This is a genomic window from Shewanella basaltis (assembly GCF_023283885.1).
Classification (GTDB): Bacteria; Pseudomonadota; Gammaproteobacteria; order Enterobacterales; family Shewanellaceae; genus Shewanella; species Shewanella basaltis.
In genome coordinates this window covers 1-22223 of sequence record NZ_JAKILA010000019.1, presented here as the reverse complement: position 1 = coordinate 22223, position 22223 = coordinate 1, and the positions used below count along the sequence as shown (strand labels likewise).

The following is a 22223-nucleotide window of genomic DNA, read 5'->3' as shown; positions in this document are numbered from 1 at the left end:
TCTCAATAACACTATGATGACTTATCCATCGGCATTATAGCGCATTTCTTGAGTAGGACACGGTATCAATGTGAATTATTACGGGGCATAAACAGCAAGAGAAATAAAAAAGGCCGCTTAACGCGGCCTCATTGTGTTACTTAAATGGATTAACCAAAATCATGGTCTCATTACGATCTGGACCAGTAGAAATAATGTCTACAGGCGTCTCTAAAAGTTCTTCGATACGCTTGATATAATTAATTGCCGCTTGAGGTAACTGGTCAATTGAAGTCGCACCAAAAGTGACTTCGCTCCAACCTGGCATGGTTTCATAGATTGGTTTAACCATCTCATAACCTTCAGCTGCCAAAGGGGTTACCTTTGATACTGTTCCGTCTGGATACTCATAACCAACACAAATTTTAACTTCTTTTAGGCCGTCTAAAACGTCTAATTTAGTTAAGCAGAAACCACTTACGCTGTTAATTTGAACTGCACGGCGCATTGCCACAGCATCTAACCAACCTGGACGACGCTTACGACCGGTTGTTGCACCAAACTCTTGACCCTTTTCACCGATATAATCACCGATTTCATTGGCAAGCTCTGTTGGAAACGGACCCGCACCAACACGTGTGGTGTACGCTTTCATAATACCTAGCACGTAATCTAAATGACGTGGACCAAAACCTGAACCCGTCGCTACGCCACCTGCTGTAGTGTTTGATGAGGTCACAAAAGGATATGTACCGTGGTCGATATCCAATAATGTACCTTGCGCGCCTTCAAATAAGATTGGCTCACCCGCTTTACGTGCTACATCTAACATTTCTGTTACGTCAGTGCACATGCTCTTGAGGTAATCTGCAATCGCTAATGCATCGTCAAGCGTTTGTTGGTAATCAACCGCTTCAGCTTGATAGTACTCAGTTAACATAAAGTTATGATATTTCATTACTTCTTGTAACTTAGTCGCGAATAACTCTGCATTAAATAAATCGCCTACGCGTAAACCGCGACGTGAGATTTTATCTTCATATGCAGGGCCAATACCGCGACCAGTAGTACCAATAGCTTTGTTACCGCGCGCTTTTTCGCGAGCGATATCAAGTGCACAATGGAATGGAAGAATTAGCGGACACGCTTCTGAAATCAGTAAACGCTCTTCTACAGGTACACCGCGTCCTTTAAGCATGTTGATTTCTTTCATCAATGCATCAGGAGCAAGTACAACACCATTACCGATAATACATTTTACGTTATCACGTAAAATCCCAGACGGAATAAGATGAAGAACGGTTTTTTCACCATCAATCACCAAAGTATGACCGGCATTGTGGCCGCCTTGGTAACGAACTACGTATTTTGCCTGTTCTGTTAAAAGGTCGACAATCTTACCTTTGCCTTCGTCACCCCATTGAGTGCCGAGTACGACTACATTTTTGCCCATTATTAGCTGCAACGTCTTGTGGTATAAAATAGAATTTTAACAGATTTTAGGGGGTTATAGGCAAGTATTTTATTAAAAAATAATCAATAAAACGATACCAGCAGTCACAAGACTTCCACCTAAGCGCCTGAGAACATTTTGCTTTTGTGTAGAAAACTCTAATAAATATTTTTGCCATTTGTTAGGAAAAAGTAATGGCCCAAGACCTTCTATAATCAAAACCAAACCAATCGCGGTCATTATTAATTGCACATTCACGCTAAAACCCCCAACAATAATATTATCAATTCCATATAAACGGTTAAATTGCATCCCATTATGCGCTAAATAAGACAATGCAATACCATTGCACAGTTAACATGGGCAGCACAGGCCTTGTTAAGATGAGTGCACGCTGTAACGACTCTGCCCCCGAGCATCCATTTAGTTGTATTTCAAAAGCACTAACTGAACATTGGCCCTTGGGCTGTTGAAATGACTCTAATGCTGATACCAATCAGCATTAGAATTTGCCCTTTTAGCGAAAGTTATCAGTGAGGTCGTCGAGGCAGTCTTTTGAGGGCATAATTCACTAGGTTATAATTCACTAGTTTATAGTTCACTAGGTCATAGTGCATTAGGTTATATTGCACGAGTTTAAGAAAGGCTAACAAACAATACCACGCTGATAAATTCGCCCTTCAGGGCTGCATCCCCACAATTACGGTATCAAATGACGTTGATGTAGATGACGACACCTGCAGTCATTTTCATTGAACTGTGTCTAGTGACGCAGCCTAAAATAGGTCACATTCTAATAAGGATTGGTATTAACAGCAATAAATGTGGAGATATTACGTTTATTTTAGGCAATAAAAAACCCAGCAGATGCTGGGTTTTTTGAATCCAAAAAACGAATTAACGCTTAGAGAACTGTGGCTTACGACGTGCTTTACGTAGACCAACTTTCTTACGTTCAACTTTACGAGCGTCACGGGTAACAAAACCAGCGGTACGTAAAGTAGGACGTAAAGCTTCATCTAGTTGCATAAGTGCACGGGTAATACCGTGACGAATTGCACCAGCTTGGCCAGTAATACCACCGCCCTTAACTGTTACATAGATGTCTAATTTTTCAGTCATTTCAACTAACTCTAATGGTTGACGAACAACCATACGAGCAGTTTCACGACCAAAGTACACATCTAAAGGACGTTGGTTTACGATGATATTGCCACTACCTGCTTTAGCGAAAACGCGAGCTGTAGATGTTTTGCGACGGCCAGTGCCGTAGTACTGAGTTGCAGACATTTGCTTACTCCTCCCGTTTAGATATCAAGAACTTGTGGTTGTTGTGCAGCATGGTTATGTTCTGTGCCTGCGTAAACTTTAAGTTTACGGAACATAGCACGGCCCAAAGGACCTTTTGGTAACATACCCTTAACTGCTTTCTCGATGATCATTTCAGGCTTGTGAGCTTGAAGCTTCTCAAAACTGATTTGCTTAATGCCACCAATGAAGCCTGAGTGAGAGTAGTAAATCTTACCAGCAGCTTTATTACCAGTTACAGCCACTTTTTCAGCGTTTATAACGATGATGTAATCACCGGTGTCTACGTGTGGAGTATATTCTGGCTTATGCTTACCACGTAAGCGTGTTGCGATTTCAGTTGCGATACGACCCAAAGTTTTGCCTTCAGCGTCAACAACGTACCAGTCACGAGTTACAGTTTCTGGTGTAGCAGTAAAAGTCTTCATTATTACAAAAACCCAAAGTTAATTTTCTGTCTCACATGCTGACTGCCGGTTGCAATCAACACAAAATTACCGATTCTTGCCCCTTCGAGCATGAATATTGGTTTCTAACTTCCGCCCAAATAGGCGGTTAACGCGGGCAGGCCGCAGATTATACGCAAAGAGAATCTAAAGATCACCTGCTTTTTTAGTATTTTTTAAATAAATTACACAAATAAACATCGTGCAGAAATTGTGCGTGTTAACTTGGGTGTAAATGGCATTAGGGCAAGTGTTCTAACGCTAAATAATCTCTCGATTGCATCTCAATTAGGCGTGAACGACAACGCCTAAACTCAAATGTCAGTTGGCCTTCTGTGTAAATATCTTCAAGTTGAATTTGCGCAGAAACAATAAGTTTGACGTTACGTTCATAAAACTCATCAACCATCGCAAGAAAGCGTCTGGCGATATCATCACCGGTTTGCTGCGCTCCCATTTGCTCAATGCCACTGAGCAGCACAGTATGATAAAGACGCGCAATTTCCATGTAATCACGCTGAGAACGAGGCCCATCACACAAGTCCCTAAACTGAATCAATAACACCCCTTGAGATTGTTTACGGATGTTAATCGAACGCCCATCGATCTCAATGGCGGCAGTTTGTACCTCTGACTCTGGCGCCAATTGGGCAAAGTAATGCAGCAAATTAATATCAGCTTGCTCATCGAGCGGGTAGTGATAAATCTCGGCTTGTTCTAGGGTTCGTAGGCGATAATCAATACCCGAATCAACATTGAGAATTTCACAATGTTGATTGATTAGGGCTATCGCAGGTAAAAAACGTGCGCGTTGTAAGCCGTTTTTATAGAGCTCATCGGGAATGATATTTGAGGTCGCAACTAGCGCTACGCCATGCTTAAATAATTCTTGAAATAATGTGCCTAGCAACATGGCATCGGTAATGTCTGACACGAAGAATTCATCAAAACAAATAACCTGATATTGAGCAGCCATTTTTCTTGCAATGCTCACCAGCGGATCTTGTACCCCTTTTAGGCCATCAAGATCGTGATGGATTTGATGCATAAAACGATGAAAGTGCGCCCGAAGTTTGCGCTCACCAGGCAACGCGTCGTAAAACGTATCCATTAAATACGTTTTACCACGCCCCACCCCACCCCATAAATACAGGCCTTTTACTGGCAAAGGCTTAGATTTAATGCCTACAGCTGAAAACAATTTCGTTATTCCAGAAGTGGGTTTATTTAGGTTAAGGAGCTCATCATAAACACGTTGCAACGATTTAACCGCTTGCTCTTGCGCGGCATCATGTGAAAAGTCTTCTCGTTTAAGGTCCTGCTGATAATGCTGCCAAGGGGTTAACTGCGACACGGTAATGACTCTCTTACATCAAATAATTGCTGCAAATAATAACATTAAATATTCAATACGAGTAACCGACTTAAACGATCAAATTAAGCTTTGTTAATCAAAATGGAACTAACAATCTGTGCTTAACTCTCAATCAGTAACTCAGCATAAGCGAATCTATTACCCAATTAATATGCAATGACATTTCACTTGGTCGTGATATTACCAATCAAATTAATTAACGATATTTAACTTTGAAATCATGCTTTCAAACCACATATTTATTTTATCGAGTTGAATGCATCTAGGAGCTACGTACATGAAAACAAAATTAAGCTTACTTTCAGCAGCATTATTAACGGCATCATTAACTATGTTTCCAGCCGTTTCTCACGCGGCGATCCCTCAGTCAGTTGACGGCCAAGCGCTACCCAGCCTTGCCCCTATGTTAGAGCGAACAACTCCAGCAGTGGTGTCGGTTGCCGTTTCTGGCACACAAGTGTCAAAACAGCGTGTACCTGATGTATTTCGTTACTTTTTTGGGCCTAATGCCCCACAAGAGCAAGTGCAAGAACGCCCTTTTAGAGGCTTAGGCTCGGGCGTGATCATCGATGCAGACAAAGGTTATATTGTGACCAACAATCACGTCATTAATGGTGCAGATGATATTCAAATAGGTTTGCATGACGGGCGCGAAATCAAAGCGAAATTAATTGGCGCTGATAAAGAATCGGACATCGCACTTTTGCAAATCGAAGCTAAAAATTTAACGTCAATCAAACAAACGGATTCGGATAATATTCGTGTCGGTGATTTTGCGGTGGCCATTGGTAACCCATTTGGTTTAGGGCAAACGGTCACCTCAGGTATTGTCAGCGCCTTGGGCCGCAGCGGCCTAGGGATAGAAATGCTAGAAAACTTTATTCAAACAGATGCGGCAATTAATAGCGGTAACTCGGGTGGAGCATTAGTTAACCTTAAAGGTGAGCTTATTGGTATCAATACCGCCATTGTTGCACCTAATGGCGGTAACGTTGGTATCGGCTTCGCGATACCTGCCAACATGGTTAACAACCTAGTTGAACAAATCATTGAACATGGCGAAGTACGCCGTGGCGTGTTAGGCGTGTCTGGTAGAGATCTTGATAACGAGCTTGCTAAAGCCTTTGGCCTAGACACTCAGCATGGCGGCTTTGTAAATGAAGTGATGCCAAAAAGTGCTGCAGATAAAGCGGGCATAAAAGCTGGCGATATTATTGTGAGTCTTAATGGTCGCAGCATTAAAACCTTCCAAGAACTTCGCGCTAAAGTCGCCACTATGGGCGCAGGTGCAGAAGTTGAGTTTGGCATTATTCGCGATGGTGACAAAAAGACCATCAAAGCCACGTTAGGTGAAGCAGATAAAGTCGAGGCAGAAGCCGGAAACGTGCACCCTATGCTACAAGGTGCAACACTAGAAGACAGTAAAAAAGGCATTGAAATCACTGAAATTGCCCAAGGATCTCCAGCGGCAATGAGTGGTTTACAAAAAGGAGATTTAATTGTGGGGTTAAATCGCAGTAAAATTTCTAGTCTAAAAGTACTTAAAGAAGCATTAAAAGAAAATCAAAGCTCCGTGGCACTAAAAATATTAAGAGACAATAATCTCTTATACCTAGTGTTACGTTAATTTTTCAACTGCATCAAGACAAAGGCTAATAGCCTAAAATCACTGACTGTTGAGTGATAACAAAAAAGTGATTTATCGTTAATTATTAAGCATCGATGATTTTTGGTCGATGCTTAATTTTTTGAGCTATGTTAATATAAAGTTCATTTTTTCAAAAAATATTAGGCCATGAATTTTAAAGACACATGCATCTATATAATTAAAGCTGCGCTATTTGGCCTGATAATGGCAGCTGTTTTTTTAGTTATCACCTCTTTTTTACCTAATAACTCGCTAAACAGTGGGCTATCTACTGTACACAGTGGCAGTTCAGAGCTGTCTTTTGCCAAGGCAGTTCGTCGTGCCGCCCCTGCTGTTGCCAATATATACAGTCTCAGTATTGATCAACGTAATCCATTAAACTCTAGCTCTTTACAAGGTTTAGGCTCGGGCGTCATCATGAGTAAAGATGGTTATGTGCTGACTAATTATCACGTGATAAAAAAAGCAGACGAGATCGTGATTGCACTTCAAGATGGACGCAAATTTACCGCTGAAGTGGTCGGTTCCGATCCGGTGACAGACTTAGCCGTTTTAAAAATTGAAGGCGACAATTTACCTATCGTCCCGTTTAACCTTAATAATCCTGCTCAAGTCGGTGATGTGGTGCTGGCAATTGGAAATCCTTACAACATAGGTCAAACCATTACTCAGGGGATCATTAGTGCAACGGGTCGCAATGGTTTAAGTTCAGGGTATTTGGACTTTTTGCAAACGGATGCCGCCATTAATGCAGGTAATTCTGGCGGAGCATTGATTGATACCAGTGGTGAGTTAATAGGCATCAATACCGCTGCGTTTCAAGTTGGCGGTGATAGCGGTGGCAATGGGATTAGTTTTGCCATTCCGATTAAATTAGCCCATAGCATTATGGACAAATTAATTAAGCATGGTCGGGTTATTCGAGGAGCCTTGGGTATTTCTGGGGAGCCCTTAAATCCTGTGGTCGCTCAAATCCTTAACTTACCCGATTTAAAAGGCGTGCTGGTTACCGGCATCGACCCAGATGGCCCAGCTGCACGTGCACGTCTTGCGCCTAGAGATGTCATCACACAGTATAATGAAGAGAATGTCCCCGGCGTTGAAATGCTAATGGACCGTATTGCTGAAACCCCGCCTGGCACTAAGGTTAATATGACCATCATTCGTGAAGGTAAAAAACAAACCTTACCTGTTATCATTGCTGAAAAAGTCGACGAAGTAGATTAGTTCTCAGTAAATCTTCACGAGCAGATCACGCAATAAAAAAGCCATTCAATGTGTTATTGAATGGCTTTTTTATTCACCTGCTAAAATTTATTTCACACGTATCACTTCAGCGCCTAGCCCCTGAAATTTAGCCTCGATATGTTCATAACCACGGTCTAAGTGATAAATACGGTCAACCGTTGTAATGCCATCAGCCATTAAACCAGCAATCACTAAACTGGCAGAAGCACGTAAATCAGTTGCCATGACTTGAGCACCATTTAAACGTTCAATACCATGAATAATGCAGGTATTACCTTCTAGTTCGATATTCGCGCCCATACGGCTCATCTCTGGGACGTGCATAAAGCGATTTTCAAAAATCGTTTCTGTGACACGCCCAGTACCTTCTGCAAGGGCATTCAACACACAAAACTGCGCTTGCATATCGGTTGGAAACGCCGGGTAAGGCGCTGTTTTAATATTGACCGCTTTAGGGCGTTTGCCGTGCATATCAAGTTCAATCCAATCCTCACCCGTGGTAATCGTGGCGCCTGCATCTTCAAGCTTTAATAACACAGCTTCTAGCGCACTAGGGTCGGCAGACACGCAACGAATTTTGCCACGCGTTACAGCGGCGGCAACAAGGAAAGAACCGGTTTCAATTCGGTCTGGCATGACCCGATATTCACAGCCCGATAAACGCTCAACACCTTCAATCGTCAGTGTTGCAGTACCCACGCCCGAAATTTTAGCGCCCATGGCAATTAAGCAATTGGCTAAATCTGTGACTTCTGGTTCGCGGGCAGCGTTTTCTATTACTGTAGTACCTTCGGCTAAAGATGCTGCCATTAATAGGTTTTCTGTGGCGCCAACACTGACCATATCCATAAAGATATGCGCGCCTTTAAGACGGCCATCCACTCGCGCTTTAATGTAACCTTCTTTAACTTCGATTTTAGCTCCCATGAGCTCTAAACCATGTAAGTGCAAATTAACTGGACGAGCACCAATGGCACAACCGCCAGGCAAAGATACGTCTGCTGTGCCGTAACGCGCCAATAGCGGCCCTAAGATAAGAATAGAGGCACGCATGGTTTTGACTAAATCATAAGGTGCGCAATACTCATTTAAGTTAGTGGTCGAAATCCGCACTCTGCTGTTTTCAAGCTGTTCAACGTCAGCACCTAAACAGCGAAGCAGTTCGCAACTGGTATTGACGTCACGCAAATTAGGCACGTTTGAGACAATAAAATCGGTTTGGGCTAACACACCTGCCATTAAAATTGGCAATGCTGCATTTTTTGCGCCAGAGATCACGACTTCGCCAGTAAGCGGTTTGCTGGCTGTAATAGTTAATTTATCCACTGTGAATCTCTGTATTACATGTTAAAAAGTTTTTCACGTTTCCACTGAGTGGGCGTGAATGTTTTGATCGTGAGAGCGTGTAGTTCACCACTGGCAATCTGCTCAGCTAATGGTGCGTAAATCGCTTGCTGTTGCTTCACTCGGCTTAGGCCATCAAAGCATTCTCCAACGGCAACCACTTTGTAATGGCTGCCATCGGAAGTCACATGAGCTTCTGTCAACGACAGTGCCTCTGTTAAAATTTGTTCAATAACCTTGCAATCCATGAAATCTATTACCTTTACTTTTAAAGCTGATATTTACAAACCATTGTTTGTAAATTATTTTTTACTGAAAAAAGCGTCTAAATCGTATAGCTCTATCATTTTGACAAGCTGCTCACTGGGGTTAACCAATTGGCGAGAACCGCTTTTTTCTTCTGTACTGGGGTGACTGAGCCTCACAAATGCAAGCAACAAGGCAACACCAGCACTGTCTACGTATTCTAGGGCGGCTAAGTCTATCACTTGGGTTGAAGCAGTAAACAACTCTTGGCGTTTTGGCCATAATTGTTTTACTTCAACCTGTGTTAAACGTCCGCTAACAAAGCATGTTTGCTCTTGTTGGTTAAAGTTAATCACGCTGCTGTTGCTTCTTTTGCTGGTTGACGATCAATTTTTTGTTTGGTTTTGTCATTCAACATCGAAATGACCGCTTCAATCCCTTGTTGACGGATCAAATTAGATATCTCAGATTGCTTAGATGCAAGTAAACTGACGCCCTCTGCCACTAAATCAAACGCTTTCCAGGTATTGTCTTTCAAGCGACGAACTTTAAATTGCACTTTAATCGGTGGACGGCCTTTTTCGATAATTTGCACGTTCACTTCGACAATTTTTTCGTCTTTAAAATCACTTGCTGGGTCAAACTCAACTGCTTGATTGGTATATTCGGTCAAGGCTTGCGCATAGGTGGCGACTAAATATCCCTCAAAGGCTTCAACAAAACGGTCACGCTGATCTGGCGTCGTATCACGTAAATATTGGCCCATCACCTTATATGCAGCGTATTTGTAGTCAACGTAAGGCATTAATTCTTCGTTAACAATCACTTTTAAATGGCTTAAGTCGTTATCAATTAACGTTCTATCTGCTTTAAAACGATCAAAGGTTTTATTGGCAACCTGTTTGATCATTGTAAAAGGATCTTGAGTATTTATCTCGTCATTGGCTGCAACTGCAACAGAACTGATAACAGCGCTACCCACAAAACATAACGCAATTACACGACTAAAAAGTGCTCTCATTATATAGCTCCTATTTATCCTTAGACGACATGCTGTACAACAGTTGACCAATTAAATCTTCTAAAATCAATGCACCACGAGTGTCATGAACCTTATCGCCATTAGCAAGCATGGCAATGTCATCGTCCATAAAACCTGGGGTTAAACCAATAAATTGCTCACCCAATAACCCCGACGTTAAAATGGCTAAACTGCTGGTTTCGGGGAACTGATCATAGCGCTTATCCATGGTCAATGTGACCACAGGGATCAACTTGTGTGTATCAAGCGTAATGTCGCTCACACGTCCAACCACAACACCACCCACTTTTACTGGTGAGCGTACTTTTAACCCGCCAATATTATTGAACTCAGCAACTAATGTATAAGTTTGGTCATTTGACTTCACTTCGACATTGGCAACATTAAATACCAATACGCAAAAAGCCAATAAACCAGACAATAAAAACACGCCTACAAGTAACTCAATTTTCCGTGTTAACATACTCTTAAACCACTTCAATTAAACTAAACAATGAAAAAACCTTAATTTCCGAACATAATTGCAGTGAGCAAAAAGTCCAGCGCTAAAACAGCTAAACTGGCCTGCACAACGGTTGATGTTGTCGCACGGCTAATACCTTCTGGATTTGGCTGCACCTCATAACCCCTATATAAGGCTATCCAAGTTACTACCACGCCAAAAATCAAACTTTTAATTAAACAGTTAACAATATCTTGTTCCCATTCGACCGACGCCTGTAGGATAGACCAAAACGCACCGCTATCGATACCTTTCCACTCAACCCCAACTAGGTGACCGCCAAAAATCCCCACCAAACTAAACATCAGCGCTAACAAAGGCATACTAATTACACCGGCCCAAAAACGCGGCGCAATAATTTGCCTCAGTGGATCAATTGCCATCATTTCTAGGCTAGATAACTGCTCAGTCGATTTCATTAACCCAATTTCAGCCGTTAATGCAGAACCGGCTCGGCCAGCAAACAACAGTGCAGCAACAACAGGGCCTAACTCACGTAGCAAACTGAGCGCAACCATAGGGCCTAAGCTCTCTTCGGTACCAAAACCGACTAAAATATTATAGCCTTGCAGCGCCAGTACCATGCCTATGAATAAGCCAGACACCAAGATAATCACCATCGAACGAACACCAAGCACATAAATTTGCTTGGTCAGTAATGGTAAGCCTTTTTTAATGTTAGGCACGCGTACAATTGCGCCCCACAGCATTAAGCCAGCACGGCCTAATCCTAAAACGATTTTTAATGCGTTCTTGCCTAAATCGGCCAGATTATCAATTACGCCCACGCAATAACTCCTCTTGGTAATCCTCGGCAGGATAATGAAATGGTACAGGACCATCTGGCGCACCTTGGATAAACTGAATTAACTGCGGGTTGTCAGACAAACGAAGTTGCTCTGGTGTGCCATGCGCAATCACTTTCTTTTGCGCGATGACGTAAACATAATCAGCAATACCTAGCACTTCATCCACATCATGAGACACGACAACAGAGGTCAGTTTTAACGTATCAGAAAGCTCACGGATCAATTTAACTAACATTCCCATTGAAATAGGGTCTTGGCCAGCAAAAGGCTCGTCATACAAAATCATTTCTGGCTCAAGTGCAATAGCCCGAGCTAAAGCAGCCCTACGTTGCATACCGCCAGATAATTCATTTGGCATTAGATAAGCCGCGCCACGTAACCCAACCGCTTGCAGTTTCATCAATACAATTGAGCGAATAATCTCTTCAGGCAGGCCTGAATGCTCCCGCAAAGCGAATGCTACGTTATCGAATACGTTAAGATCGGTAAACATGGCGCCACTTTGAAACAACATACTCATGCGCTTACGCAGTTCAAAGAGTTCTTCTCGCTTTAGTTTATGAACATCGTGACCATCAAATAAAATTTGTCCGCTGTTAGGTGTAAGTTGCCCACCAATTAATTTCAATAACGTCGTTTTACCTATCCCACTGGGGCCCATAATTGCCGTGACTTTACCTTTGGGTATCGTTAACGAAATATCCTCATAAATCACGCGCGAACCATGGCTAAACGCCAAATGGTTTATTTCTACCAAAGGGGAATTATTTGAATTACTCATATCAGGTATCGGTGTTGTAAAGATAACAGCCTTCCTTAGAAGAAGATGAAGCGCAAATTGTACTGTAATTGTCCATTAAGCTACAACTATATCCATATAACCAATGAACATTGCTAATACAATTAATGTGCAATGCTTTCAATTTAGTGAAAATCCAGCGAAAATGCCCGCTAATTGTTTACCATTATGGGGATCACATGCTAATTAATATCCTAATGTTAATTGCTGGCCTTGCTGTTTTAGTTTGGAGCGCAGATAGATTTGTTTACGGTGCAGCTGCATTTGCACGTAATTTAGGCTTACCGCCAATGCTGATAGGACTAACCATTGTTGCAATGGGTAGCTCGGCGCCGGAAATGTTTGTTGCCGCAACGGCATCGATGGACGGGATGAGAGATACCGCTATTGGCAACGTATTGGGCTCAAACATTGCCAACATTACCTTAATTTTAGGACTCACCGCCCTGCTCGGCGCCATTAGTGTGGGCTCGACAACCCTTAAGCGTGAAATTCCATTAATGTTAGCTGCGACAGTTTTTGCAGGTTACACTCTACACGACGGAAATTTAACTCGTGCAGAAGGAATAATGCTCACGGTATTATTTTTGGCATTAATGGGGTATTTCATTTGGCAAGCCACTACCAATAAAACCCCAGATGCTTTAGATAACGATTTGGAATCTGAGATCCCTAAAAACGTCCCCACCTTTCATGCTATCATTTGGTTAACAGTTGGTATTATATTACTTCCACTATCAGCGGGTTGGATGGTTGATGGCGCTGTCGGTATTGCCAAATTTTATGGATTATCAGACCTAGTCATCGGATTAACCATTATTGCTGTTGGCACCAGTTTGCCAGAACTTGCAGCGTGCATTGCTGGAGTGCTAAAAAAAGAAGACGATTTAGCCATTGGTAACATCGTCGGTTCTAACTTATTTAATATTTTAGCTGTACTTGCGATACCTGGGCTTATTGCCCCAGGGGTTATCGACGCGCAAGCCAGTGGACGAGATTTTTATATGGTGCTGGGCACAAGTGCAGCGTTAGCGGTCTTAGTGTTATCAAGTGGTGCCAAAAAACAACTCACTCGTTGGCATGGCGCCCTGTTATTAATTACCTTTATTGCGTACCAAGTTGCTGTATTTCAATCCCATTAAGTTGGAGCATAAAGACAAAGCATTATAAAGAGAGACACCTATGCTAGATCACATTCAGTTTCGCCAATGGGGCCGCAAAGTCATCGATATCGAAAAAGCGGCATTAGATAATTTATATCAATATGTTGACTCAGTTGAGTTTGCTCAGGCATGTGAGCTTATTTTGCAGTGTAAAGGCAAAGTGATTGTCATGGGCATGGGTAAATCAGGTCATATTGGCAATAAAATATCGGCAACATTTGCCAGTACAGGCACACCGGCTTTTTTTGTGCATCCAGGGGAAGCCAGCCACGGAGATCTAGGGGCGTTAGATAAAAATGATATCGTACTCGCCATCTCTAACTCGGGTGAATCAAGTGAAATTCTCACGTTACTGCCAGTGATCCAACGCATGGGGGTACCTGTCATTGCAATTACCGGTAAACCAGAATCAAACATGGCTCGGCTCGCAAAAATTCATCTTTGCATTCAAGTAAAAGAAGAAGCCTGCCCCCTTGGTTTAGCCCCCACTTCAAGTACTACAGCCACCTTAGTGTTGGGCGATGCTCTGGCTATCACTTTATTACAGGCAAAAGGATTCACCCGCGACGATTTTGCTTTATCTCACCCAGGTGGAGCTTTAGGTCGTAAATTATTATTAAAAGTTGAAGATATTATGCATCGAGATGAACGTTTGCCTCTCGTCAGTGATGATATCTGTATCAGCGAAGCGCTATACGAAATTTCTAAAAAAGGCTTGGGCATGACGGCAATTGTTGATAAAACAAACACCCTTGTAGGTATTTTTACTGATGGTGATTTACGACGTATCATAGATGCTGAAGTCAACTTACGTACCACACCTATTTCGCAAGTCATGACCAAAAATTGTGTCACCAGTCCAAGCGGCATTTTGGCTGCACAAGCATTACAAATAATGGAAACCAAAAACATCAACGGACTGATTGTCGTTAATCAACATCATCAACCTATCGGCGCACTAAATATGCTCGATATGGTTAAAGCAGGAGTCATTTAACCATGTCAGATTCGACAACCCACCAAGGCTTTTACGGTCCAATCAGCGACGAGATTTGGCAAAGAGCTAAAAAAATTAAGCTGTTAATTTGCGATGTTGATGGCGTGTTTTCTGATGGCAGAATTTACTTAAGCAATGCTGGCGAAGAATTAAAAGCATTTCATACCCGTGATGGTTATGGCATTCGTTCTGCATTAACCAGTGGCATTCACGTAGCCGTTATTACGGGCCGTAAATCTAAAATTGTTGAAACCCGCATGACAGCACTAGGCATTACCCATATTTATCAGGGCATCGACAATAAATTTGAGCCATTTGAGCAATTATTATCCCACTATAATGTCACTGCAGACGAAGTGGCCTACATTGGTGATGACATGGTCGATTTACCTGTCATGAAAGTGGTGGGCTTAGCCGTGTGTGTCGCTGATGGTCATCCATTTGTAAAGCAACATTGCCATATGACAACCAGCATTAATGGTGGTTATGGCGCCCTTAGAGAGCTAACCGATTTACTGCTACTCAGCCAAGATAAAATTGCCAGCGCTCATGGTATGAGTATATGAATAGAGTGACCATCGCAATTGCCGCATTTTTTGGCCTTGCACTGGCCTTATATTGGCAAACACAAATTAAGCGAAGTGAAATGGATGCCATTAAAGTCGTTGGGGTTGAACGCCCAGATTTTATTGCCGATGACTTACGGACAACTCAATTTAATGAACAAGGGCTCATTGAAAGCAGAGTCACCGCAGAACACATGGAGCATTATGCTTCAAGTGATATTACCCATTTTACCAAACCGGTCTATTTAATTTACCCAGAAAATGGCAAAGCACAGTGGCAACTAAGTGCAGATCAAGGCCAATTAAATAAACAAAGCAATCAAATCAGCCTAGAAAATAATGTTATTATTGATGCCATTGATATAGAAGAGCCCTTGCAATCTTTAACCACTAACGATGTATCTCTTGATTTAACCACCATGATAGGCAGCTCACAAGATATGGTGTATATCAAAGGTAAAGGGTTTATGATTCAGGGATTAGGCCTACATGCTGACTTGAATACGCAAAAATTATCGCTACTAAGCCAAGTAGAAGGAACATATGAGTCACAATAATCGACATCCTCGCGCCAATGCCACAATGCTACTCAGTGGTTTACTTTGTGTACTGAGTTTTTCAGTTATGGCCAAGCAAGGTGATCTTAAACAAGAATTAAAAATCGCAGCAGCGAGTCAGTCTGCCGACATTAAAAATAACCAAATTGTGTTCTATGGACCTGTAACCATTACCCAAGGCACCATTAACATCAATGCTGATGAACTGCGGGCATTTACCCCAGAAAATAGTACCTCAAAACGCCTCATTGCCACGGGCAAACCAGCCACCTTTTCGCAAGAATTAGATGACGGTAAAATCGGTACCGCAAGTGCTAACGAAATCAGTTACGACTTGGCAACGACAACACTTACGTTAACAGGAAATGCCAAGTTAGACCAAGCAGGTAGCCAGGTCACAGGTAACCGCATTAAGTACAATATAAAAGGGCAAGAGCTCCTTGCTGAAAGCACTGGTACTGGTCAAGACCGTGTTATCACTATTATTCAGCCTGAAAATTTCCAAGACGAGTCAGCGCCAAAACAAAAGCTGCCAGAAATTCCCGTTAACAAGCAGATTAAACCATGACCCAAATCACCCTAACCGCTGAAAACTTAGCCAAAAGCTACAAAGCTCGTCAAGTTGTAAAAGATGTGAGCTTAACCGTAAAAACGGGGCAAATCGTGGGGTTATTAGGTCCAAACGGTGCCGGAAAAACAACAACATTTTATATGGTTGTTGGTTTAGTCAAAAGCGATAAAGGCCGGATTTTAATCGATAAAGACGACCTAACCTCAGATCCCATGCACCTTAGAGCCCGCAAAGGGATTGGCTATTTACCGCAAGAAGCGAGTATTTTTCGTAAACTCACCGTGCATGACAATATCATGGCCGTGTTACAAACGCGCAAAGAACTCAGTAATGATGAGCGCATTGAGCAGCTTCAACATCTTCTTGAAGAGTTTCACATTACCCACATTCGCGACAGCCAGGGCATGTCGTTATCGGGTGGTGAACGTCGTCGAGTAGAGATTGCCCGAGCACTGGCGGCTAACCCCAAATTTATTTTACTCGACGAGCCATTTGCCGGTGTTGACCCTATCTCAGTTATCGACATTAAAAAAATTATTCAACAGCTTAAAAGCCGTGGTTTAGGGGTTTTGATCACAGATCACAATGTTCGCGAAACACTCGATGTGTGCGAAAGAGCATACATAGTCAGTCAAGGTAATTTGATTGCAGAAGGCACACCTGATGAGATCTTGAGCAATCAACAAGTTCGAGCAGTGTACTTAGGTGAACAATTCAAGCTATAGTTAAGATATAAGCCTTTTAGCCTATCTAAATCATGTCGTTGAACGATACCTAAATAGCGTTAAATGTCATTGACGTATGTGACAATCCACCACAGTTTTTCGAGATTGTTATTGTTATGGAAATCATCTAGGGATAAGCGGTAAATGAAAGCGTCACTCCAACTTAAAATGGGTCAGCACCTCACCATGACCCCTCAATTGCAACAGGCAATCCGCTTGCTGCAATTATCTTCATTGGAGCTACAGCAAGAAATCCAACAAGCACTGGACTCCAACCCATTACTTGAAATAGAAGATGAATTTTCTCAAGCAAAAGACCCATTAAAAGAAAGTCGTGATCAGTCAGAAACCGACTTTAGCGATAACAGTAATATCAGTGTTGAGAAAGACACATCAACCGTCGACACCACAGAATCAATCAGTAAAGAAACCATGGACGACATGCCCATGGACACCACCTGGGATGAAGTCTACACCGCCTCGCCAATGTCAGGTTCTGGCAGTGCAAGCATGCGCGATGATGACATGCCATTTCAAGGAGAAACCACTGAAGGACTATACGAACATCTAGAGTGGCAAAAAAACCTGACACCATTTTCTGACACCGATTTAGCCATTGCGACAGCCATTATCGACGCCATCGATGAACGAGGTTACTTAACGCAAAGCACCGAAGAAATTTTGGACGCTATGGGTGATGAAAATGTTGAATTAGACGAAGTCGAAGCAGTACTAAAACGTATTCAGCACTTTGACCCTGTTGGTGTTGCCGCACGTGACTTAAGCGAGTGTCTACTCATCCAATTAGCTCAATACGCCAATGACACACCGCATATTGACAACGCTCGCTTACTCATCAAAGATTATTTAGATTTAATTGCTGGGCGCGATTTTAGATTATTAATGCGTAAAACTCGTTTAAAAGAAGATGAATTACGAGACGCAATAACGCTCATTCAATCGCTTAACCCTCGCCCAGGGTTGTTGATCACCGCTACTGATGACGAATACGTCATTCCCGATGTCACCGTATTTAAAAAGAATGGTCGCTGGGTCGTTGAGTTAAACCCAGATAACATGCCTAAAATTGGCGTAAACCAGCAATACGCTGCAATGGCACGTAGCAGTAAAAACCCCTCTGACACCCAATTTATCCGGGGCCATTTACAAGAAGCAAAGTGGTTTATTAAAAGCCTTGAAAGCCGAAATGATACCTTATTAAAAGTCGCTAATTGTATTGTGCAATTTCAGCAAGGCTTTTTTGAATACGGCGAAGAAGCCATGAAACCTATGGTGCTCAACGACATTGCTGAAGCCGTTGAAATGCACGAATCGACCATTTCACGGGTGACAACACAAAAATACATGCACACCCCACGAGGGTTATTTGAACTGAAATACTTTTTCTCTAGTCATGTGAGTACTGATGATGGCGGAGAATGCTCATCTACGGCTATCCGTGCTTTTATTAAAAAGCTGGTTGCTGCAGAAAATCAGAAAAAGCCACTCAGTGACAGTAAAATGGCTCAACTTCTGGCAGAACAGGGCATAAACGTTGCTCGTCGTACGATTGCAAAATACCGTGAGGCAATGCTAATCCCGCCCTCAAACCAACGTAAGAGTTTATAAATTTACTCAACAATGGAGAAGTGTAATGCAAATCAACCTATCAGGGCATCATGTTGAAATCACCGAATCTTTACGTGAATACGTTAATGATAAATTTTCAAAGCTTGAACGGCACTTCGATCAGATCAATAATGTTCATGTAGTACTTAATGTCGAAAAGTTACAACAAAAAGCAGAAGCAAAAATCAGCCTAAAAGGCGGAGAAATTTTTGCCATGTCAGAGCATACCGATATGTATGCCGCAATAGACGCCCTGATAGACAAGCTTGACCGTCAGGTAATTAAACACAAAGAGAAGTATACAAAACACTAACGATGGAACTTTGTACCATCCTGCAGCCGGAATGCACCACCTGTGCCACACCGGGCAGTAAGAAAAAGGTACTGGAGCTTATCAGCGACATCGTCGCTGCCCAGTACCCGACCCTATCTTCGCAAGAGGTTTTTGAAAGCCTTCTAGCACGCGAAAAAATGGGTAGCACAGGTATAGGCAACGGTATTGCAATACCTCATGGTCGATTGACAACAATCGATCACCCTATTGGCATTTTTATAAAATGTGAAGAGCCAATCCAGTTTGATGCTATCGATAAACAGCCTGTAGATATTCTGTTTGCTTTGTTAGTGCCAGCCGATCAGTGCCAGCAACACTTAAGTACCTTATCGTCAATGGCGCAAAAACTCAGTGACAAACAAGTATTAAAACAGCTACGCAAAATCCACGACTCAACTGAACTCTATCAGGTAATCACCGCATGAAACTCGTTATTGTATCTGGACGGTCTGGCTCAGGTAAATCAGTCGCCCTAAGAGTACTCGAGGACCTAGGCTATTACTGTGTAGATAACCTGCCATTACCGCTAATTGGTACCTTGCTGGCGCAATTAAAAGGCAGTAATGATTTGGTCGCCATTAGTGTTGATGTACGTAATATTGCTGAGCAGGGCAAAGTATTACAAGAGCAGCTGCAAATGCTGCAACCCGATACCGAAATAACCAGTTTCTTTTTAAATTCCAGCGATAAAGTGCTACTAAAGCGTTACAGTGAAACCCGTCGCTTACATCCACTGTCTAAAAACCAGATTTCATTGCAAGAGGCCATTAAGTTAGAAGGCCGAATGCTAGAGCCTATCGCCAAAATAGTTGATCATTATATCGATACATCTGCATTGAATATTTACGATTTGAGTGATCAAGTCAGGCAAATATTGCTGGGAAGTGTCGATAAAGAACTGGTGATAAATTTTGAATCATTTGGTTTTAAGCACGGTATGCCTACCGAAGCAGACTTTATGTTTGATGTGCGTTTTTTGCCTAATCCACATTGGGAAATTGAATTAAGACCATTTACTGGCCTTGATGAACCTGTACAAGCATTTCTAGGTCGCCAACCCCTTGTGAATAAGTTTATTTGGCAAATTGAAAATCTATTCGAAACCTGGATGCCGCACCTAGAACGTAATAATCGCAGCTATTTAACCATCGCTATTGGTTGTACCGGTGGCCAGCATCGCTCAGTATATATTACCGATCAACTGGCAAAGCGTTTCCGACAAGGCAGTAAACACACAGTGAATGCTCGCCACAGAGAGCTCGATATAAACGAAAATAAACTTTAGCCTAAGGTGGAGTGTAAAACATGTTGGAGCGTCAGGTCACAATTTCAAATAAATTGGGTTTACATGCTCGTGCGGCTACAAAACTCGCAATACTTGCCGCTGACTTTAATGCTGAAATCACCTTAATACAGGCCGATAAACAAGCCAGTGCTGCCAGCGTATTGGGGCTACTAATGCTAGAAAGCGGTATTGGTAAAATGATCACTGTGACAGCCACAGGCCCAGATGCCGAAGTGGCACTCGAAGCAGTGTGCAATTTAATTAACGATAAATTCGACGAGTGTTGTTAAGCCAAAAATACCAAGTCAGTAGAATGCATATCACTCCCCTTCAACTCAATATCTAAAATCTAATATCAAAAATCTAAAAGTAACGAGTATTGATACCAACGCCAGTTATTCGATAAGCCCATTATCTCGATTACTTTTTTCATGTTCCTGCAACCGCTCAAAATAACATTCAACGCCAGTCTTTTACACCACAAACAATTAATTACATCAAACACTTAAATTAACCTCAGCTCTGGATAACAAACGCCTTTCAAGCAGTCCTTTGCCTTCCTCACTGCGTTGAATTAACTTGCAATAGGCTAGCTATTGACGCGTTAATTCGCCTTGTTAGCAAAACAAATCACAAGCTTGACAGTGGATTTTAGTCAATCTATTGATTTATATCGTTATCAATACATCTCTTATCCAGAGTTGAGGTTAAATTAGCACAAGGCAGCAATTGCAGCGAGGTAGTTGTGCTACCTTCACCATGTCTTACGAAGTGATAAGCGATATACCCGTAAGCACGACCACTTTTTATGCTAATTGGCATCACTTTGGCCGATGGGTATTAATACCATTCCGCATTAATAAGTGACCACTCAGAATGCGTCCAGCGGTTTTTGATTAAGGCGTCGCTATGTAGTCATGGTTGTTCCCTTTCAAATAGCGAGAACGCAGAGCAAAAGCCGCTGGGGCATTCCTTTCAGGCGAGTTTTAAAAGGGCTTACACTGCGTTGCATGACTTCGAAAGAGAATAACTATTCATTCAGTCATTCGCCTTGTTTAAGCCCTTTTAAATTCTCGCTGAGAGATCACTTGCTAACGCGCAATGGTATAACACCCTCTATGCCGCTCATCAGATCAACCCCTTCATCGTCATTTTGTCATAAAGCAGGCCTTTAATTGCCACAAACCTTCGCCATACTTGCGCTCGACTAAAGCAATATTTTCAGTATTTTATTCACCAAATTAGTGCAATTGCACCAATTAAACCAAACAGTAAAAATCTAAAAATAAGCATTAAAACAATAACGCCTTAAAAATCACAATCTTAAAAACAAATACAAAGTTGGCACAAGCTTTTCATATAGAGGAATATACCTACTAAGTAGTAGTTTAATTTTTAAGCAGTCCGTTGAAGTTGTAGGAGATAGTGATGAGTAAAATGAATCCAGGTCAACACATCAAATCAGTTAATGCCATGGTTGCTAAGCTGGTTGAACAATGCCGCCAAAACATTTTTTTCTTAGCGCATCTTGGTTACAGCCAATGGGACGACGTTGAATCTCGTTCAAGCAAGTATAAGTAAAACATTAAGGAATTATCGAATGAGTATGTCAACAGCTAGACAATACCCAATGGACTTTCAACATCAAGTCATTAATGAAGTGAAAGTGCACAATCGTCTTTTATCTGATGTCGCCAAGCAATATGGCGTTTCGGCTAAAACAGTTTACAAATGGGTTAAGCACAGTGAAACCCGTAAAACTGAAAACCGTGGTGCCATTGTGTCAGAAATCGCTCTATTACAGCAAAAAATTACCCAGTTAAGTCAACAATTACAAGCAATGGCAAGTTAAGCCATAACCGTTTTGGCAAGGGTGTATGACAGTGTTATTCGTTGGTTCCCCAGCAAACGGACAACACAAGGCAAATAGCAACAAAATCATACTAATAATAAGCGCACAACATCTTACATCCTTGCCGCTTTATACACCGTTAACCATGGACAGGTTAACGTAACAGTTCAGGCGTTATTGGGTCCCCAGACTCTATATCCAGTAACGTCACTTTTATTCAGTAGAGGCTGCTTAATGGATTAATGCAGCGCTCTCAATGTTATGGCAAGGATGTTTGACCGTACTATCAGCTAGCCCCCAGCACGTTGATAACACAGCAAACAGACTAATAACAACAAGCGCAAA

27 protein-coding genes are annotated in these 22223 nt (G+C 42.1%); 15 read left to right on the top strand and 12 right to left on the bottom strand.

Going from position 1 to position 22223, the window contains the following annotated elements:
- Positions 1-136: 136 nt before the first annotated feature.
- The 5 genes from L2703_RS13640 to zapE all read right to left on the bottom strand — a co-directional run bounded on the left by L2703_RS13640 (position 137) and on the right by zapE (position 4540).
- Positions 137-1432, bottom strand: coding sequence for an adenylosuccinate synthase (locus tag L2703_RS13640; RefSeq protein ID WP_248971636.1), 1296 nt, complete (start codon positions 1430-1432; stop codon positions 137-139).
- 72 nt (positions 1433-1504) lie between these two features.
- Positions 1505-1690, bottom strand: coding sequence for a DUF2065 domain-containing protein (locus L2703_RS13635; protein ID WP_248971719.1), 186 nt, complete (start codon positions 1688-1690; stop codon positions 1505-1507).
- A 639-nt stretch (positions 1691-2329) separates the two neighbouring features.
- On the bottom strand, positions 2330-2722 hold the full coding sequence (gene rpsI / locus L2703_RS13630; protein ID WP_188736369.1) for a 30S ribosomal protein S9: 393 nt from the start codon (positions 2720-2722) through the stop codon (positions 2330-2332).
- 17 nt (positions 2723-2739) lie between these two features.
- The gene (gene rplM / locus L2703_RS13625; protein WP_248971635.1) at positions 2740-3168 is read right to left on the bottom strand and encodes a 50S ribosomal protein L13; all 429 of its coding nucleotides are present in this window, start codon (positions 3166-3168) and stop codon (positions 2740-2742) included.
- A gap of 259 nt (positions 3169-3427) precedes the next feature.
- Positions 3428-4540: a cell division protein ZapE gene (gene zapE / locus L2703_RS13620; RefSeq protein WP_248971634.1), complete on the bottom strand. Its 1113-nt coding sequence runs from the start codon at positions 4538-4540 to the stop codon at positions 3428-3430.
- 298 nt (positions 4541-4838) lie between these two features.
- Between zapE and degQ the strand changes: the two genes are divergently transcribed.
- Both degQ and degS read left to right on the top strand, forming a co-directional pair.
- A complete protein-coding gene (gene degQ / locus L2703_RS13615) occupies positions 4839-6188 on the top strand; it encodes a Do family serine endopeptidase DegQ (protein ID WP_248971633.1) in 1350 nt (449 codons plus the stop codon).
- 168 nt (positions 6189-6356) lie between these two features.
- Complete coding sequence (degS, locus tag L2703_RS13610; protein WP_248971632.1) at positions 6357-7436, top strand: outer membrane-stress sensor serine endopeptidase DegS; 1080 nt, start codon at positions 6357-6359, stop codon at positions 7434-7436.
- 87 nt (positions 7437-7523) lie between these two features.
- Here degS and murA read toward each other — a convergent pair whose 3' ends face one another.
- Genes murA through L2703_RS13575 form a run of 7 tightly spaced genes read right to left on the bottom strand, consistent with a single transcriptional unit; the run spans position 7524 to position 12181 of the window.
- On the bottom strand, positions 7524-8783 hold the full coding sequence (murA, locus tag L2703_RS13605) for a UDP-N-acetylglucosamine 1-carboxyvinyltransferase (protein WP_248971631.1): 1260 nt from the start codon (positions 8781-8783) through the stop codon (positions 7524-7526).
- Positions 8784-8797: 14 nt separating this feature from the next.
- The gene (locus L2703_RS13600; RefSeq protein ID WP_248971630.1) at positions 8798-9049 is read right to left on the bottom strand and encodes a BolA family protein; all 252 of its coding nucleotides are present in this window, start codon (positions 9047-9049) and stop codon (positions 8798-8800) included.
- Positions 9050-9103: 54 nt separating this feature from the next.
- The gene (locus tag L2703_RS13595; protein WP_248971629.1) at positions 9104-9403 is read right to left on the bottom strand and encodes an STAS domain-containing protein; all 300 of its coding nucleotides are present in this window, start codon (positions 9401-9403) and stop codon (positions 9104-9106) included.
- Positions 9400-10068, bottom strand: coding sequence for an MlaC/ttg2D family ABC transporter substrate-binding protein (locus L2703_RS13590; RefSeq protein ID WP_248971628.1), 669 nt, complete (start codon positions 10066-10068; stop codon positions 9400-9402). Before L2703_RS13590 ends, L2703_RS13595 begins: the two co-directional genes overlap by 4 nt.
- A gap of 10 nt (positions 10069-10078) precedes the next feature.
- On the bottom strand, positions 10079-10552 hold the full coding sequence (gene mlaD / locus L2703_RS13585; protein ID WP_248971627.1) for an outer membrane lipid asymmetry maintenance protein MlaD: 474 nt from the start codon (positions 10550-10552) through the stop codon (positions 10079-10081).
- Between the two features lie 41 nt (positions 10553-10593).
- Positions 10594-11433, bottom strand: a complete 840-nt coding sequence (gene mlaE / locus L2703_RS13580; RefSeq protein WP_283107886.1) for a lipid asymmetry maintenance ABC transporter permease subunit MlaE — start codon at positions 11431-11433, stop codon at positions 10594-10596.
- Positions 11366-12181 (bottom strand): ATP-binding cassette domain-containing protein, encoded by an 816-nt coding sequence (locus L2703_RS13575; protein WP_248971625.1) that lies wholly within the window; start codon positions 12179-12181, stop codon positions 11366-11368. Before L2703_RS13575 ends, mlaE begins: the two co-directional genes overlap by 68 nt.
- 197 nt (positions 12182-12378) lie before the next feature.
- Here L2703_RS13575 and L2703_RS13570 point away from each other — a divergent pair, with 197 nt between their 5' ends.
- The 13 genes from L2703_RS13570 (at position 12379) to L2703_RS13510 (ending at position 21878) form a co-directional block, all read left to right on the top strand.
- Positions 12379-13341: a calcium/sodium antiporter gene (locus L2703_RS13570; RefSeq protein ID WP_248971624.1), complete on the top strand. Its 963-nt coding sequence runs from the start codon at positions 12379-12381 to the stop codon at positions 13339-13341.
- Between the two features lie 40 nt (positions 13342-13381).
- Complete coding sequence (locus L2703_RS13565; protein ID WP_248971623.1) at positions 13382-14359, top strand: KpsF/GutQ family sugar-phosphate isomerase; 978 nt, start codon at positions 13382-13384, stop codon at positions 14357-14359.
- Between the two features lie 2 nt (positions 14360-14361).
- Positions 14362-14925, top strand: coding sequence for a 3-deoxy-manno-octulosonate-8-phosphatase KdsC (kdsC, locus tag L2703_RS13560; RefSeq protein ID WP_248971622.1), 564 nt, complete (start codon positions 14362-14364; stop codon positions 14923-14925).
- The gene (gene lptC, locus L2703_RS13555; RefSeq protein ID WP_248971621.1) at positions 14922-15482 is read left to right on the top strand and encodes an LPS export ABC transporter periplasmic protein LptC; all 561 of its coding nucleotides are present in this window, start codon (positions 14922-14924) and stop codon (positions 15480-15482) included. Before kdsC ends, lptC begins: the two co-directional genes overlap by 4 nt.
- Positions 15469-16050, top strand: a complete 582-nt coding sequence (gene lptA / locus L2703_RS13550; protein ID WP_248971620.1) for a lipopolysaccharide transport periplasmic protein LptA — start codon at positions 15469-15471, stop codon at positions 16048-16050. The genes lptC and lptA overlap by 14 nt, the downstream gene beginning before the upstream one ends.
- Complete coding sequence (lptB, locus tag L2703_RS13545) at positions 16047-16778, top strand: LPS export ABC transporter ATP-binding protein (protein WP_248971619.1); 732 nt, start codon at positions 16047-16049, stop codon at positions 16776-16778. The genes lptA and lptB overlap by 4 nt, the downstream gene beginning before the upstream one ends.
- Positions 16779-16922: 144 nt before the next feature.
- Entirely contained in the window at positions 16923-18407 is a 1485-nt protein-coding gene (locus L2703_RS13540; protein ID WP_248971618.1) for an RNA polymerase factor sigma-54, read from the top strand.
- Positions 18408-18432: 25 nt separating this feature from the next.
- Positions 18433-18720 (top strand): ribosome hibernation promoting factor, encoded by a 288-nt coding sequence (gene hpf, locus L2703_RS13535; protein ID WP_248971617.1) that lies wholly within the window; start codon positions 18433-18435, stop codon positions 18718-18720.
- Positions 18721-18722: 2 nt separating this feature from the next.
- A complete protein-coding gene (ptsN, locus tag L2703_RS13530) occupies positions 18723-19166 on the top strand; it encodes a PTS IIA-like nitrogen regulatory protein PtsN (RefSeq protein ID WP_188736334.1) in 444 nt (147 codons plus the stop codon).
- Positions 19163-20026 carry an RNase adapter RapZ gene (rapZ, locus tag L2703_RS13525; protein WP_248971616.1) on the top strand — a complete coding sequence of 288 codons (864 nt, stop codon included), beginning with the start codon at positions 19163-19165 and terminating at the stop codon, positions 20024-20026. Before ptsN ends, rapZ begins: the two co-directional genes overlap by 4 nt.
- A gap of 20 nt (positions 20027-20046) precedes the next feature.
- Positions 20047-20316 (top strand): HPr family phosphocarrier protein, encoded by a 270-nt coding sequence (locus tag L2703_RS13520; RefSeq protein WP_248971615.1) that lies wholly within the window; start codon positions 20047-20049, stop codon positions 20314-20316.
- A gap of 1138 nt (positions 20317-21454) precedes the next feature.
- Positions 21455-21607, top strand: coding sequence for a hypothetical protein (locus L2703_RS13515; protein ID WP_248971614.1), 153 nt, complete (start codon positions 21455-21457; stop codon positions 21605-21607).
- 19 nt (positions 21608-21626) lie between these two features.
- Positions 21627-21878 carry a transposase gene (locus tag L2703_RS13510; protein WP_248971613.1) on the top strand — a complete coding sequence of 84 codons (252 nt, stop codon included), beginning with the start codon at positions 21627-21629 and terminating at the stop codon, positions 21876-21878.
- Positions 21879-22223: the final 345 nt, after the last annotated feature.